The organism is Pseudomonas sp. Tri1, assembly GCF_017968885.1.
GTDB lineage: Bacteria > Pseudomonadota > Gammaproteobacteria > Pseudomonadales > Pseudomonadaceae > Aquipseudomonas.
Genome location: NZ_CP072913.1, coordinates 2,132,887 through 2,147,654 on the forward strand (window position 1 = coordinate 2,132,887; position 14,768 = coordinate 2,147,654).

The window sequence follows — 14,768 nt, forward strand, 5'->3', positions numbered from 1 at the left end:
ACCGTTATCCGCACGTTTTCCATTTGCCGTTCGGGCCTTTTTTCTCGACACGGAACGATGTGATGGTTTTATTGAATTTATCCAGTAACCGGAAACCGATACCTCTGGCCTTGGGTTCATTCGTTTTGGACAGCACGCCATCCTTAAGGCCCGTCTCCTTATAGTCAACGGTAGAAATATCCTTGTGACTGTTGAGCATGCTGACCCCTTCATTATTGACGGTGGCTACTACTCGATACTTCTCGTTGCCCGGATTGAAGCCGGGGTTGCTGTCCTGATTCACCCAGACGGCTTTCTCACCTCTGATATTAGGAACCAACCCCCCTTTGCCGCCGTTGGCTGCCTTGGATGAGACCGTTTCGCTTTCGCCCATGTAACGAATAATCTCATTCTCTTTCAATCCCAGCGGATCGATCCAGGTGAATGGATTTGGTGAGTAGCGGTAGAGGTTCAGGCTACCGGTCAGGCCCAGTGGGTCGGGGGTGGTAAAGCGTCCAACATCGGGATCATAAAAACGGAAGGTGTTGTAGTGCAGACCCGTTTCCCGGTCCAGGTACTGTCCCTGAAACCTCAGGTTCTGTTCTTCGATGTAGTACGGCTCACGTACCTCATCAATGGTGTTGCCCCACACCTGATAATGGGCGTGCCATAGCGGGTGGCCGTCACTTTCCGTCAAGACTTGTGGAAGTCCGTTGAGGTCGTTGTGGTAATAGCGCACGCGTTGATTTTCATCGAGGCCATCGACTCTGGCCAAGGGCGCGTGATCGTTACCGATGTAGAGGTACAGACTGGTCAGACTGTTTTTATGCTCCTTGAGTAGTTGCAGGCCATCCCAGTCGAAGCGTGTACAGGCAATCAGCTGCCCATTGTGGTTATGTTCGGTTTTCTCAATCCTTCGGCCCAAGGGGTCATAGCGCATTCTGACTACGCTTTCACCCTCGGTTTTTTGTGTTCTAACTTCAATCAAGCGATGGTCCGAGTCGTAACTGAAACGCTGCAAGCCATGCCGCCTGCTGCGTTTTTCAATCATTCGTCCAAATCCGTCGTAGCGATAACGTTTGTCTTGATAGGTCAGCACTTGGTTATGCACAACCCGTCCAATTGCGCTGCAGGGACCGTCGAGCAGATTAGCTGCCGCGTCGAAGGAAAAGGTTTCATTCTGACCTTGGCGACTTCCCTGGCTTGCCAGGATCCGACCTGTCACGTCGTAGTGCAGCAGTTGGCGTTGTTGACTTTGTGGTAGTCGTTCGAGACGTCCTACAAGGTGATCGCCGGGATCGAATTCAAAATGGATTTGTTCGGCAGCCGCCATTAACGAAGGGTGGCTGATATGCCGACGCTGGCGGCTACGTAAGCGTCCGCTACGGTCGTATTCGCTGCGGGTACTGATCTGCCCTTGGGTGCGCAGCACTTCCCGGTGCAGCCGATCGCGTTCGAAGTCGCTGATGACTTGGCCATCAAGGTTGATTTGATGCAGGTGACCACTGCCGTAGTAGAGGCGGTTGATCCAGCGTCCGTCAGGTAGTTGGGTCTGGATCAGGTTACCGAGTTCGTCGTAATGATGCTTCAGATGGCCCGTCGAACTTTGCTCTTCAATCAGATAGCCCAGAGCGTCATAGGCGAAGCCAAGTCTCTGCTCGTTGCCTTCGTTATCGATAACGATGGCTTCGATCAACTGGTTCAATGGGCTATAGCTGTACAGGGATCGTCCGTCAGGTGTGATTCGGGTGGTCAGCCGACCAATCGCATCGCGCTCCAGATGCTGGACGATAGTTTTTTCGTTGGGCTGGTGATCATTTCGCGGCGCTGCGAGGGTCTCGACTTGTCTTACGTTATCGAGGGCGTCATAGGTATAACGTCTGGCGCTGCCATTGAGGTCCTGTTGTTCCGCCAGCCGATCCCCAGCATCCCAGGCAAACCGATAACTCTCGCCATTCTCGTTGGTCAGCGCTTGCAGTCGGCCGAAGCTGTCGTATGCAAATTGCACTTGGCGACCCTGGGCGTCGGTGCGTTGGCGGACCTGGCCGCGGCGGTTGTGTTGGTAGCGCGTGGTGTGTCCGGCGGGGTCGGTGTAGCCGGTCAACTGGCCGGCGATGTCGCGCTGGTAGTGCTCGGTGCGGCCGTCCGGCAGTTGGCTGCCGAGCAGGCGGCCTTGGGCGTCGTAGCTGAAGTGCGTGCGTTCGCCGAGGGCGTCGGTGATGGTTTGCAAGTAGCCGCGGTGATCGTAGCTGAAACGCGTCGGGTAACCCGAACAATCCACATGCTCGACCAATTGCCCAAACGGGTTCCAGCGCAGCTTTTTGCTCTTGCCGGTGGCGTCGATGATTTCCACCACCTGGCCGTGGGCGTCGTAGCGGTAGCGGGTGACGTGGCCCAGTGGGTCGGTTTCCGCGGTGCAGTTGCCGCGCTGATCGTAGCGGTATTGCCAACTGTTGCCGGCGGCGTCGGTGTCCACCAGCGGCAGGGCCCAGTGTTCGAGCCAGAGGGTGGATTCGCTGCGGCCCAGCGGATCGGTTTCGCTGAGCAGGTTGCCGGCTTCGTCGTAGCTGAATTGGTACTGGCCGCCTTGTGGATCGGTGGCGCTGAGCAACTGGCGCTCGTCGTTCCACTCGAACAGCCAGGTCTGGCCGAGGTTGTCGGTGAACTGGGTGATCTGGTGTTGGTTGTTCCATTGCCGGGTGCTGACGCGTTGCAGGCTGTCGCTGATGCGGGTGATGCCGGCCTTGAGGTCGTAGTCGAACTGATAGGCATCGCCCTCGTCGGTCCAGTGCCGGACCACGCGCCATTCCTGATCCTCGATCAAGGCCCATTCGTAGAAGCAGTGCAGCCCGGTGGGCAACTGGTGCTCGACCATCCGTTGCCCGGCGTCATAGCTGAAACGCCGTTGCACCTGGCCGCTGGCATCGCGTACTTCGGCCAGGTTGTCCGCCGCGTCGTAGGCATAGCTGACGAGCACTTCGCGCTGCTGGTCGGAGTAGAGGCGTTCTATCCGAGTGACGCGTTCGTCTTCGCGGATCAGTTCGACCTGCACCAGATCGAAGGTGTCGCGTAGCCGCACTAACCGTCCGGCGTCGTCGTAGTCCAGGTAAATACGGTTGTTGTTGCGGTCGCCCAGTTGGTTCAGGCGCAGCAGCGATGCATTGGCTGGTGTGGGTTCGAACAAACGGTACAGGCCATCGTCACTTTCGATCAGCAACTGTCCATTGACGTGGCGGCGCACGGCCAGGCCTTCGCCGGCGCTGAACACCGCACCGTCCAACGGGATGGAACCCATGTCGATCGGGCGGCCCTGCTCGTCGGTGTAGACCAGGGTTTCGCCGCCGTCCGGGTGAGGGCGGATGTCGACCTGCACCTCGTAGGCCACGCTCCAGCCGGCGCCGAACAGGCTATCGCGGCGCTCATCGCGGCTGTTGTAGACGCGTTGCCAGCCGATGGGCAGCAGGCCGGGCAAGACGAAGTCCAGCTCTTCAGCACCGCCCAGCACCTTGGCCCCGGTGGCGGCATGCACCGGGTTCGACGAACCTAGGGCGGCGTTGGCCGCCGCGTTCGCTGCGCTGCTGGCGGCCATGGACACCGCGCCGCCTACCAGCATGCATGGCAGTTTGCTGAAGAATTTGCCCTTGCCACCCTTGAGCATCAACAGCGCCGTGACCGCCAACCCTACGCCCGGGGTCTTGCCGCTGCGGATCTCGCGCACCACCACCGAACCGCCACCGATGGTCACGTTGGACGAAATCAGCCCGGCCGACACCACCGTCGCGTCGCAGGTGCTGCGGTCGCCGCTGCGCACGGCGGGTTGGCCGTTGATGGTGACCTTGTCCGAACCTTCGGCCATGAACTGCGGCGGCATGGGCGGGTGCTTGGTGCAGATGACCAGGTCTTCCGGCTTTGGCACCGCGCCGGGTGCGGGCATGGCAACGGTGGGCCGCCACATCTGCGAAAAGAAATTCCCGGCCATGTCCAGGTAGCTGGGTTCTTCTTCAGGCTCCGGGGCTTCAAGCTCGGTGCCGGCCGGGGCGACGTGGGATTCAATCGCCCCTGCGGCGCGGGCGGCAGGGATGTTGTTGGTGAGGGTGTTGGTGGAGCCGGTGAGAATGTTCGCCTGCACCGTGGGCGGAAAGAGGGCGTTGCCGATGCCCTCGCATATATTGCTCAACCCCTTGTCGGCCCCGGTCTTGCTCATGGCCAGGCCAACGACGGTGCCCACCACCAGGCCGAGGACGAAGCAGCCCAGGCCGCCGGTGGCGACGGTGATGCCAGTGGCCGCGACCACGGCGGCGGTCGCCAGGGCGGTGATCGCGATATTGGCCGCCACCTCCAGCACGCCGCCGAGGATGTCGGCCATCATTGAAGTGTGGTTGAGTGCATCGCCCAGGCGGGCCGCCCAGAGCGCGTCAGACATGCCAAAGGCTCATGCAAACGCCTGTGTGCTCAAGTGGTTTGATACTTTCCATTGCGCCTATCTCCTTGGCGGTGAGTTGAGGGGGCGTCGCGACGTTGTATTAGTTTGACCAGGGATTGAACAGCGCCACGCCGCTGCCTTGGAAATCACTCACGTTGCGGGTCACCACGGTCAGGCCATGGACCAGCGCGGTAGCGGCAATCAGTGCGTCGCACTCATTGCTGCGGTCGGGTACATGCAGGCGCGCGCAACGCAGTGCGACGGCGCGGTCCACGGCCAGGATCCTGCCGGCAAAGGCGGGTATCACATGATTATCCAGCCAGGCCCGCAGGCGACTGCCTTGCGTCGGGTCCTTGCGTTCGAAGCGCAATACGCCGGTTTCCAGTTCCAATACGGTAATCGCTGAGACATACAGGCTGGGAGCGGGGACGCTGCGCGCCCAGGCTTGGACGTTTTTGTCTGCCTGGGGTTTACGCAGTTCCGAAATGACATTGGTATCGAGTAAAAACATTCAGGACAGGTCCACCGAACGGGGAGTAATGACGGCACGCTCGGTATCGAAATCGATATCCGGCGCATCGGGCATGACCAGCAACTCGACAATACTGGGGCCAATGCCGGTCAGTTTCTGGTACTCCTCAATGCTTAGCAGCACATGGGCCGGCTTGCCACGGTCGGTGATGATAACCGGGCCTTCACGCGTAGCTTTTTTGGCACCACTTGTGTCGTGGTTGAATTCGCGGCTGGAGATGGTCGTGATGGACATGGAAGTGCCCTCATTGAGCTCGAATGTAGGCACGTTACTACTGGAGTGAGTGGCCGGCAAGCGAAACAGATTTGCTCAGGTTTCGGACCGCTAACAAAAAAGCCCCGCCAATCAGATTGGCGGGGCCTTTCGTGTATCAGCTACTGGTTTTACTGGGCGTCAGAGGCCGGAGCCTTTTCGCCATGAGACAGGCTGTAGACATAGGCGGCCAGCAAGTGGACCTTGTCGTTGCCTTGCAGGTCAGCTTGGGCAGGCATCTGGCCCTGGCGGCCGTAGCGGATGGTCTGCTGCAACTGAGCGAAGCTCGAACCATAGATGAACGCAGCCGGATGCGTCAGGTCAGGTGCGCCCATGGCGGGCGTGCCCTTGCCAGCTGGACCGTGGCAGGCCACGCAGTTGGCCGCGAACAGTTTCTGGCCGTTGGCCGGATCGGCCTTGGCGCCTTCCGGCAGCTTGCGGCCGTGCAGGCCGGTCACCAGGTAGGAAGCCACGTCAGCGACGCCTTGCTCGCCGACCACGGCAGCCCAGCCCGGCATCACGGCGTGACGACCGCCCATGATGGTGGTCTTGATGGTTTCCGGCTCGCCGCCCCAGCGCCAGTCGGCGTCGGTCAGGTTGGGAAAACCATAGGCACCCTTGGCGTCGGAACCGTGGCAGACCGAGCAGTTGGAGGCGAACAGGCGGCCACCCATCTTCAGGGCTTGCGGGTCCTTGGCGACTTCTTCGATCGGCATGGAGGCGAACTTGGCGAAGATCGGACCGAACTTGGCGTCCGAACGCGCCATTTCCTTTTCCCACTCATGAACGCCGGTCCAGCCGGTCTGGCCGTTGGCGAAGGCGGTCTGCTTCTCGGTGTCCAGGTAGTTGTAGCCTGGCAGCAAGCCTTTCCAGTTGCCCAGGCCAGGGTAGAGCGCCAGGTAACCGAGGGCGAACACAATGGTGCCCACGAACAGCATGAACCACCATTTTGGCAGTGGGTTGTCATATTCCTCGATGCCATCGAACGAGTGACCAACGGTCTCGTCCGTTTGCTCGGCGCGCTGGCCCTTGCGGGTCGACAACAGCAGCCAGGTCAGGGCGAAGATTGTTCCCAGACTGAGGACTGTGACGTACAGACTCCAGAACGTAGTCATTCTTTGTTACTCCTAGAAGCTTGCTCGACGTGCTTGATGGCTTCGGGATCATCCGCGAATGGCAGCAAGGTCGCGTCTTCAAACTCCGACTTGCGCTTGGGGCTGAACACCCACAAGGCCAGACCGATAAAGGCCACCATCACGACGACGGTGCCCAGGCCACGAATCATCCCGATATCCATCTAAATCACCGTTTGCTTTTGATGATGGTGCCCAGGCCTTGCAGATAGGCCACCAGCGCGTCCATTTCGGTCTTGCCCTTGACCGCATCCTTTGCACCGGCGATGTCTTCGTCGGTGTAAGGCACGCCCAGGGTACGCAAGACTTCCATTTTCTTGGCGGTGTCTTTGCCGTCGAGCTTGTTTTCTACGAGGAACGGGTAGGCCGGCATTTTCGACTCAGGTACCACGTTGCGCGGGTTGTACAGGTGCGCACGTTGCCAGTCGTCGGAGTAGCGGCCGCCAACGCGGGCCAGGTCCGGACCAGTACGCTTGGAACCCCACAGGAACGGGTGGTCCCAGACGCTTTCACCGGCCACCGAGTAGTGGCCGTAGCGTTCGGTCTCGGCGCGGAACGGACGGATCATCTGCGAGTGGCAGCCGACACAGCCGTTGGCGATATAGATGTCGCGGCCTTCCAGTTCAAGGGCGGTACGCGGCTTCATGCCTTCGACCGGCTTGTTGGTCACGTCCTGGAAAAACAGCGGAACGATCTGGGTCAGGCCGCCGATGCTGACGGCGATGACCATGAAGAAGGCCAGCAGGCCTATATTCTTCTCTACTACTTCATGCTTCATCAGTGAGCTCCAACTACGGCGATCTTGGCGGCGGCTTCAGCTTCAGCCGGGTCAGAGGCACGAACGGTGCGATACACGTTGTAGGCCATGAACAGCATGCCGCTGGCGAAGAACGCGCCGCCCAGGGCTCGCACGATGAAGCCAGGATGGCTGGCTTGCAGCGCTTCTACGAACGAGTAGGTCAGGGTGCCGTCGTCGTTGATTGCACGCCACATCAGGCCCTGGGTGATGCCGTTGACCCACATCGAGGCGATGTAGAGCACGGTGCCGATGGTCGCGAGCCAGAAGTGCGCGTTGATCAGGCTGGTGCTGTGCATCTGCGCACGACCGAACAGTTTCGGGATCATGTGGTAGATGGCGCCGATGGAAATCATCGCTACCCAGCCGAGTGCGCCGGCGTGTACGTGGCCGATGGTCCAATCGGTGTAGTGGCTCAAGGAGTTGACGGTCTTGATGGCCATCATCGGCCCCTCGAAGGTCGACATGCCGTAGAACGCCAGGGATACCACCAGAAAGCGCAGGATCGGGTCGGTGCGCAACTTATGCCAGGCACCCGACAAGGTCATCATGCCGTTGATCATGCCGCCCCAGCTTGGTGCCAGCAGGATGATCGACATCGCCATGCCGAGGGACTGCGCCCAGTCCGGCAGCGCGGTGTAGTGCAGGTGGTGTGGACCAGCCCAGATGTACAGGGTGATCAGTGCCCAGAAGTGCACGATGGACAGGCGATAGGAATAGATCGGACGCTCGGCCTGTTTTGGCACGAAGTAGTACATCATCCCCAGGAAGCCGGTGGTCAGGAAGAAGCCCACGGCGTTGTGGCCGTACCACCACTGGATCATCGCATCGGTCGCGCCCGAGTAGGCCGAGTACGACTTGAAGAAGCTGACTGGCAGGGAGGCGTGGTTGACGATGTGCAGCATGGCTGTCACGAGGATGAAGGCACCGTAGAACCAGTTACCGACATAGATATGCTTGGTGTTGCGCTTGACGATGGTGCCGAAGAACACCAGCGCGTAGGTCACCCAGACGATGGCCAGCAGGATAGCCAGGGGCCATTCCAGCTCTGCGTATTCCTTGGTGGTGGTGTAACCCAGTGGCAAGGTTACGATCGCCCCGACGATCACCGCTTGCCAACCCCAGAAGGTGAAGGCGGCGAGGCTGTCGGAAATCAGTCGCGTTTGGCAGGTTCGCTGCACGACGTAATAGGAAGTGGCAAACAATGCACAACCACCGAAGGCGAAAATCACCAGGTTGGTGTGCAGCGGGCGCAGGCGTCCAAACGTCGTCCATGGCAGACCGAAATTCAACTCCGGCCAGACCAGTTGCGAGGCGATGAAGACACCGAGCCCCATGCCAAGGATCCCCCAGACCACCGTCATGATGGCGAACTGGCGGACTACCTTATAGTTATAAGCAGTCGGACTGATTGCTGTGCTCATTCTAAGGTTCCACGGTTTGGGTGTTTTATTAGGATAAAAATCGGTCGCAAGTATGGAGAAAGCGGGGGGTCATTGCAACGCGCCATGACCTGGGTCAATGCTTTCTAAAGCTGATTCTGCGGCCTTTCCATGTTCCGTGTAGGGACAAAATTGGCCCTTGGTAAAATGTCGCAACGAAGGAAAGAGACGAGGGGGTCGGGTCGGTTGTAACGGGGTGTGTTCGAACACGACGTTCGGGAGATGCAAGGCAATTGTCACAACAGCCGGTATCTACCTGCCTTTGCGGCCTTTTTTACCGAACGGATTGTCGAACACAACGGGTCGGGTCGACCTGAAACCGGCATTCGCCAGTGCACGCAGAGGCAAGCTTAGACCCGATTGGGTAGAACCGAAAGGCAGACCATGGAAGGGTGCGACAATGCGTCGCGCAGGGGCACGGAACCGCCGCACCCGGATGGATGCGGCTGTTCGTGTGGTCAGGATTTATTCGCTTTTGCTTTGCGCTTGCAGGCGTTCGGCGCCCGCGTTGTGGGACAGGCTGTAGACGTAGGCGGCCAGCAATTGCACTTTGTCGTTGCCCAGCAGTTCATTCTGCGCTGGCATATGGCCTTGGCGGCCATGTCGAATGGTTTGCTGCAACTGTGCCAGGCCGGTGCCATAGATGAAGCCGGCTGGTTGCGTCAGGTTGGGCGCGCCCATGGCTTCGGTACCCTGGCCGTTGGCGCCGTGGCAGGCGACGCAGGTGGTGTTGAACACCTGCTGGCCAGCTTGCAGATCGGCACCGCTGTCCGCCGGCAGAGGCAGGCCGGCCAAGTCGTGGCGCACATAGGCCGCCACGTTCTTGACTCCAGCGTCCCCCAGCACTTCGCCCCAGGCCGGCATCGCGGCCATGCGGCCGCCCATGATGGTGGCCTTGATGGTGTCGGCCGCGCCTCCCCAACGCCAGTTGCTGTCGGCCAGGTTCGGGAAGCCGAATGCACCCTTGGCGTCCGAGCCGTGGCAGACCGAGCAGTTGGAGGCGAACAGACGGCCACCCATCTTCAAGGCCTGCGGGTCCTTGGCGACTTCTTCCACGGGCATCGCGGCGAACTTGGCGAAGATCGGCCCGAACTTGGCGTCGGCCTTGGCCATTTCCTTTTCCCATTCATGGGCGCCGGTCCAGCCATTCTCGTAGCCCGGCAGGATGCCTTTCCAATTGCCCAGGCCCGGATACAGGACCAGGTAGCCGACGGAAAACACCAGGGTGCCGGCAAACAACAGGAACCACCACTGCGGCAGCGGGTTGTCGTATTCCTCGATGCCGTCGAAGCTGTGGCCCATGGTCTGGTCGACGCTGCCTTTGGTTTCGCCCTTGCGGGTGCCGATCAGCAGCCAGGTCAGGCCGATCAGGCTGCCGATGGTCAGTACGCAGATCCACGTACTCCAGAAGGTGGTCATGGCCGGGTACTCCTTGTTGCAGGGTCTTGGGGATTGGCGATGTCGGTGGGTGGCTCGTCGGCGAACGGCAGCAGGCGCGCCTGGGCGAACTCCGGACCGCGCTTGCTGCTGAATACCCAGAGGGTCAGGCCGATGAAGGCCACGAACACCACGACCGTGCCCAGGCCGCGGATCATTCCTGTACTCATTTCAAGAACCATGGCTCACCTCTTGCTCTTGATGGCAGTGCCAAGCACTTGCAGGTAGGCCACCAGTGCGTCCATTTCGGTCTTGCCCTTGAGCGAGGCCACGCTGCCGGCGATGTCGTCGTCGGTGTAGGGCACGCCCAGGGTGCGCATGGCGCGCAGCTTGCCTTCGGTGTGGCTGCTGTCCACCGCCTGCGTGACCAGCCATGGGTAGGCCGGCATTTTCGACTCAGGCACGACGTTGCGCGGGTTATACAAGTGCGCGCGGTGCCAGTCATCGGAGTAGCGGGCGCCGACCCGGGCCAAGTCCGGTCCGGTACGCTTGGAGCCCCACAGGAATGGGTGGTCCCAGACGCTTTCACCGGCTACCGAATAGTGGCCGTAGCGCTCGGTCTCGGCGCGGAACGGGCGGATCATCTGCGAGTGGCAGCCGACGCAGCCTTCGCGAATGTAGATGTCGCGGCCTTCCAGTTGCAGGGCGGTGTAGGGCTTCATGCCGTCCACCGGTTTATTGGTCACATCCTGGAAGAACAGCGGCACGATCTGGGTCAGGCCGCCAATGCTCACGGCCAGGACCATCAGCAGCATCAGCAGGCCGACGTTTTTTTCGATTGTCTCGTGTTTCATGGCGGACTCCTCAGGCCATCTGCGCGGCAGCGGCGGCTTCGGCAGGCTGGTAGGCCCGCACGGTGCGCCAGGTGTTGTAGGCCATCAGCAGCATGCCGATGAGGAAGATCGCCCCGCCTGCCAGTCGCACGACGAAGCCCGGGTGGCTGGCCGCCAGGGTTTCGACGAAGGAGTAGGTAAGCGTGCCGTCCTCGTTTACCGCGCGCCACATCAGGCCTTGGGCGATGCCGTTGACCCACATGGAGGCGATGTACAGCACGGTGCCGATAGTCGCGAGCCAGAAGTGCGCGTTGATCAGGCCGATGCTGTGCATCTGCGGCCGACCGAAGACTTTCGGGATCATGTGGTACAGCGCACCGATGGAAATCATCGCCACCCAGCCGAGTGCGCCGGCGTGTACGTGGCCAATGGTCCAGTCGGTGTAGTGGGAGAGGGCGTTGACGGTCTTGATCGCCATCATCGGACCTTCGAAGGTCGACATGCCGTAGAACGCCAGGGATACCACCAGAAAGCGCAGGATCGGGTCGCTGCGTAACTTATGCCAGGCCCCCGAGAGCGTCATCATGCCGTTGATCATGCCGCCCCAGCTTGGTGCCAGCAGGATCAGTGACATCACCATGCCCAGGGACTGAGCCCAGTCTGGCAGCGCGGTGTAGTGCAGGTGGTGCGGGCCCGCCCAGATGTACAGGGTGATCAGTGCCCAGAAGTGCACGATGGACAAGCGATAGGAGTACACCGGGCGCTCGGCCTGTTTCGGCACGAAGTAGTACATCATCCCCAGGAAGCCTGCGGTGAGGAAGAAGCCCACGGCGTTGTGGCCATACCACCATTGCACCATCGCGTCGGTGGCCCCGGCGTATACCGAATAGGACTTGGTGAAGCTCACCGGCAGTTCCAGGTTGTTGACGATGTGCAGGATCGCCACGGTCAGGATAAACCCGCCGAAGAACCAGTTACCGACGTAGATGTGCTTGGTGTTGCGCTTGGCTACGGTGCCGAAGAACACAATGGCGTAAGCGACCCAGACAATGGTGATCAGGATGTCGATCGGCCATTCCAGTTCAGCGTATTCCTTGGAACTGGTGTAGCCCAGTGGCAGGCTGATAGCCGCCAGCAGGATCACCAGTTGCCAGCCCCAGAAGCAGAACGCGGCGATTTTCGGCGCGAACAGCTGGGTCTGGCAGGTGCGTTGCACCGAGTAGAACGAACTGGCGAACAGGGCGCAGCCGCCGAAGGCGAAGATCACTGCGTTAGTGTGCAGTGGGCGCAAGCGGCCGAAGCTGGTCCATGGCAAATCGAAGTTGAGTTGTGGCCAGACCAATTGGGCCGCGAGAAAAACCCCGAGCCCCATGCCGACGATGCCCCACACCACCGTCATAATGGCGAATTGGCGGACCACCTTGTAGTTGTAGGCGGTACTGATAGAAGTGTTCATGGTTCCCCATCCACGGTTCAGCCGAAGTGAGCGCCTGCGCAAGGCAGTGCGGCGTTCTTCGCCTGGAGTTATAGGCAGACTAAAAGCGAGGTCAGCATGGACAAACAGCACAAGGCCAGTATTGACGGGGATCAATGGGCGCGATGTGTGGCCGAACACGGCTGGTTATGGACAGCCGGACAAACGGTTGCCAGCGCCAAGGCGCCGACCCTGGTCCTGGCCCATGGTGCCGGTGCGCCGATGGACAGCGGCTTCATGGATGAAATGGCTGCGCGCCTTGCCGCGCATGGCGTCAACGTGTTGCGTTTCGAGTTTCCCTACATGGCCCAGCGGCGCCTGGATGGGGGCAAGCGCCCACCCAACCCGGCACCGAAGCTGCTGGAGTGCTGGCGTGAGGTCTACGCCACGGTGCGGCCTTATGTCGCTGGGCGGCTGGCCATCGGCGGCAAGTCCATGGGTGGGCGCATGGCGAGTTTGCTCGCCGATGAGTTGGGCTGCGATGCGCTGGTGTGCCTGGGCTATCCCTTCTATGCGGTGGGCAAACCGCAGAAACCGCGGGTCGAACACCTGGCGGCGTTGAAGACCCGAACCTTGATCGTCCAGGGCGAGCGCGATGCGCTGGGCAATCGTGAGGCAGTGCAGGGATATGCCCTGTCACCGAGCATCGAGGTGATGTGGCTGGTGGCGGGGGATCATGACTTGAAGCCGTTGAAGGCTTCGGGGTTCAGTCATGAGCAGCATCTGGAGGCGGCTGCGGGCAAGGTGGCGGCGTTTCTTCTTCAGGATTGATAGCGCCTGTCCCGGCCTCTTCGCGAGCAAGCCCGCTCCCACAATTGAAAATGCATTTGAATGAGCAACCTTGCTCCCCTGTGGGAGCGAGCTTGCTCGCGATGGCGGCCTGCCAGGCAATAAAAAACCCGGAAGCTTTCGCCGTCCGGGTTCTATGGAGACAGACCTCTATCAGCGGTTAAACCGCTCCACCAATGAATACTGCGTATTGGCTGTTCGGGTCAGTTCTTCGCTCAGCAGCGCCGAGCTGTGGGCCTGGCCCGAGGTCTGATCGGCCAGCTCCGAGATGTTGCTGATGTTGCGGCTGATCTCTTCGGCCACCGAACTCTGCTCTTCGGTAGCGGCAGCGATCTGTGTGGTCATATCGGTGATGTTGGCCACTGCTTCGCTGATTCCCACCAGCGCCGCGTCCGCCTCCATGACCCGCGCCACGCCTTCTTCGGCCTGGCGGTGGCCGGCGTCCATGGTCTGCACGGCATTGGTGGCGGTTTGCTGGAGCTTGGCGATCAGGGCGTGGATCTGCCCGGTGGATTCGCTGGTGCGTTGCGCCAATTGCCGCACTTCATCGGCAACCACGGCAAAGCCACGGCCCATCTCCCCGGCTCGGGCCGCTTCGATGGCAGCATTGAGGGCGAGCAGGTTGGTCTGGTCGGCGATGCCTTTGATCACATCCACCACGCCACCGATCTCGTCGCTGTCCTTGGCCAGTTGGGTCACGGTCTGGCCTGTCTCGCCAACCACCACCGACAGGCGCTCGATGGCTTCGCGGGTTTCCCCGGCGATATCGCGACCACGACTGGTCAGGCGATTGGCTTCCTGGGTGGCATCGGCCGTGCGCTGCACGTGGCTGGCGACTTCCTGGGTGGTCGCGGCCATCTGATTGACGGCGGTGGCGACCTGTTCGGTTTCCACCCGTTGGCGCTCCAGGCCACTGGAGCTGTCGTGGGCCAGCTTGTTGGATTGGCGTGCCTGAGCGTTAAGATGCTCGGCGGTGTCCTGCAGACGGGTCAGGCAGGTTTTCAGGCGAGCCTCCTGGCTGAGAATCGACATCTCCAGGCGCGCCTGGGCACCGCGGCTGTCGGTGTACATCCGGGCGATCAGCGGGTCGGAAGTGGTTTGCTCGGCCAAGCGCAGCAGTCGCTTGAGGCCGCGTTGCTGCCATTGCAGGCCCATGAGTCCCAAGGGTACCGACAACACGGCGGCCAGGGCAAAGCCCCAGTGGGAGTTCAAGAACGCGCCAACGACGAAGCTCAGTTGGCTGACCAGGATAAACGGCAGCCAATCCTGCAGCATGGGTACCCATTTGTCGCTGCGCGGGACCGCGGACTTGCCTTGGTTGATGCGTTGATAGAGCGCTTCGGCCCGGGCGATCTGCTCGGCGGTGGGTTTGACCCGCACTGACTCGTAGCCGACCACCTGATTGCCTTCGAAAACAGGCGTGACGTAGGCGTTGACCCAGTAATGGTCACCGTTCTTGCTGCGGTTCTTGACGATGCCCATCCATGGCAAGCCTTGCTTGAGCGTGCCCCACATGTGCGCGAACACAGCTGACGGGACATCGGGATGACGCACCAGGTTGTGTGGTGAACGGATCAGCTCTTCCTTTGAAAAACCACTGATCTCTACGAACGCGTCGTTGCAGTAGGTGATCACGCCCTTGGTATCAGTGGTGGAAATCAAGCGTTGCTGGGCCGGAAAGGTCCTTTCGCGTTGTGTGACAGGTTGATTGTTGCGCATGGTGTGTATAGATCCGAAA

Annotated in this window: 13 protein-coding genes; 1 reads left to right on the forward strand and 12 read right to left on the reverse strand. The window is 60.6% G+C overall.

Annotated elements, in window-relative coordinates:
- Positions 1-4: 4 nt before the first annotated feature.
- From J9870_RS09460 to ccoN (J9870_RS09510), 11 genes are all read right to left on the reverse strand, one after another.
- The gene (locus tag J9870_RS09460) at positions 5-4,402 is read right to left on the reverse strand and encodes an RHS repeat-associated core domain-containing protein (RefSeq protein WP_246883093.1); all 4,398 of its coding nucleotides are present in this window, start codon (positions 4,400-4,402) and stop codon (positions 5-7) included.
- Positions 4,403-4,502: 100 nt separating this feature from the next.
- On the reverse strand, positions 4,503-4,913 hold the full coding sequence (locus J9870_RS09465; RefSeq protein ID WP_210643653.1) for a type II toxin-antitoxin system VapC family toxin: 411 nt from the start codon (positions 4,911-4,913) through the stop codon (positions 4,503-4,505).
- On the reverse strand, positions 4,914-5,168 hold the full coding sequence (locus tag J9870_RS09470; RefSeq protein WP_210643654.1) for a type II toxin-antitoxin system Phd/YefM family antitoxin: 255 nt from the start codon (positions 5,166-5,168) through the stop codon (positions 4,914-4,916).
- Positions 5,169-5,317: 149 nt separating this feature from the next.
- The gene (gene ccoP / locus J9870_RS09475; protein ID WP_210643655.1) at positions 5,318-6,301 is read right to left on the reverse strand and encodes a cytochrome-c oxidase, cbb3-type subunit III; all 984 of its coding nucleotides are present in this window, start codon (positions 6,299-6,301) and stop codon (positions 5,318-5,320) included.
- Positions 6,298-6,483 (reverse strand): CcoQ/FixQ family Cbb3-type cytochrome c oxidase assembly chaperone, encoded by a 186-nt coding sequence (locus J9870_RS09480; RefSeq protein ID WP_003175465.1) that lies wholly within the window; start codon positions 6,481-6,483, stop codon positions 6,298-6,300. Before J9870_RS09480 ends, ccoP (J9870_RS09475) begins: the two co-directional genes overlap by 4 nt.
- Positions 6,484-6,488: 5 nt before the next feature.
- On the reverse strand, positions 6,489-7,097 hold the full coding sequence (gene ccoO / locus J9870_RS09485; RefSeq protein WP_022643327.1) for a cytochrome-c oxidase, cbb3-type subunit II: 609 nt from the start codon (positions 7,095-7,097) through the stop codon (positions 6,489-6,491).
- Positions 7,097-8,539, reverse strand: a complete 1,443-nt coding sequence (gene ccoN / locus J9870_RS09490) for a cytochrome-c oxidase, cbb3-type subunit I (RefSeq protein ID WP_210643656.1) — start codon at positions 8,537-8,539, stop codon at positions 7,097-7,099. Before ccoN (J9870_RS09490) ends, ccoO (J9870_RS09485) begins: the two co-directional genes overlap by 1 nt.
- A gap of 483 nt (positions 8,540-9,022) precedes the next feature.
- On the reverse strand, positions 9,023-9,976 hold the full coding sequence (gene ccoP / locus J9870_RS09495) for a cytochrome-c oxidase, cbb3-type subunit III (protein ID WP_210643657.1): 954 nt from the start codon (positions 9,974-9,976) through the stop codon (positions 9,023-9,025).
- Entirely contained in the window at positions 9,973-10,176 is a 204-nt protein-coding gene (locus tag J9870_RS09500) for a CcoQ/FixQ family Cbb3-type cytochrome c oxidase assembly chaperone (protein WP_210643658.1), read from the reverse strand. The genes ccoP (J9870_RS09495) and J9870_RS09500 overlap by 4 nt, the downstream gene beginning before the upstream one ends.
- A gap of 3 nt (positions 10,177-10,179) precedes the next feature.
- Positions 10,180-10,788 (reverse strand): cytochrome-c oxidase, cbb3-type subunit II, encoded by a 609-nt coding sequence (gene ccoO, locus J9870_RS09505; protein WP_003183469.1) that lies wholly within the window; start codon positions 10,786-10,788, stop codon positions 10,180-10,182.
- 10 nt (positions 10,789-10,798) lie between these two features.
- The gene (gene ccoN / locus J9870_RS09510; RefSeq protein WP_210643659.1) at positions 10,799-12,223 is read right to left on the reverse strand and encodes a cytochrome-c oxidase, cbb3-type subunit I; all 1,425 of its coding nucleotides are present in this window, start codon (positions 12,221-12,223) and stop codon (positions 10,799-10,801) included.
- A 96-nt stretch (positions 12,224-12,319) separates the two neighbouring features.
- On the opposite strand from ccoN (J9870_RS09510), the gene J9870_RS09515 reads away from it, so the two are divergent.
- Complete coding sequence (locus J9870_RS09515) at positions 12,320-13,012, forward strand: alpha/beta family hydrolase (RefSeq protein ID WP_210643660.1); 693 nt, start codon at positions 12,320-12,322, stop codon at positions 13,010-13,012.
- 171 nt (positions 13,013-13,183) lie between these two features.
- Here the strand turns inward: J9870_RS09515 and J9870_RS09520 are convergent, their stop codons facing one another.
- Positions 13,184-14,749, reverse strand: coding sequence for a PAS domain-containing methyl-accepting chemotaxis protein (locus tag J9870_RS09520; protein ID WP_210643661.1), 1,566 nt, complete (start codon positions 14,747-14,749; stop codon positions 13,184-13,186).
- Positions 14,750-14,768: the final 19 nt, after the last annotated feature.

Bases quoted from the DNA above. Each gene is read 5' to 3' on its own strand.
- J9870_RS09460 (WP_246883093.1), bottom strand. From the start codon at position 4,402: ATGTCTGACGCGCTCTGGGCGGCCCGCCTGGGCGATGCACTCAACCAC.
- J9870_RS09465 (WP_210643653.1), bottom strand. From the start codon at position 4,913: ATGTTTTTACTCGATACCAATGTCATTTCGGAACTGCGTAAACCCCAG.
- J9870_RS09470 (WP_210643654.1), bottom strand. From the start codon at position 5,168: ATGTCCATCACGACCATCTCCAGCCGCGAATTCAACCACGACACAAGT.
- ccoP (WP_210643655.1), bottom strand. From the start codon at position 6,301: ATGACTACGTTCTGGAGTCTGTACGTCACAGTCCTCAGTCTGGGAACA.
- J9870_RS09480 (WP_003175465.1), bottom strand. From the start codon at position 6,483: ATGGATATCGGGATGATTCGTGGCCTGGGCACCGTCGTCGTGATGGTG.
- ccoO (WP_022643327.1), bottom strand. From the start codon at position 7,097: ATGAAGCATGAAGTAGTAGAGAAGAATATAGGCCTGCTGGCCTTCTTC.
- ccoN (WP_210643656.1), bottom strand. From the start codon at position 8,539: ATGAGCACAGCAATCAGTCCGACTGCTTATAACTATAAGGTAGTCCGC.
- ccoP (WP_210643657.1), bottom strand. From the start codon at position 9,976: ATGACCACCTTCTGGAGTACGTGGATCTGCGTACTGACCATCGGCAGC.
- J9870_RS09500 (WP_210643658.1), bottom strand. From the start codon at position 10,176: ATGGTTCTTGAAATGAGTACAGGAATGATCCGCGGCCTGGGCACGGTC.
- ccoO (WP_003183469.1), bottom strand. From the start codon at position 10,788: ATGAAACACGAGACAATCGAAAAAAACGTCGGCCTGCTGATGCTGCTG.
- ccoN (WP_210643659.1), bottom strand. From the start codon at position 12,223: ATGAACACTTCTATCAGTACCGCCTACAACTACAAGGTGGTCCGCCAA.
- J9870_RS09515 (WP_210643660.1), top strand. From the start codon at position 12,320: ATGGACAAACAGCACAAGGCCAGTATTGACGGGGATCAATGGGCGCGA.
- J9870_RS09520 (WP_210643661.1), bottom strand. From the start codon at position 14,749: ATGCGCAACAATCAACCTGTCACACAACGCGAAAGGACCTTTCCGGCC.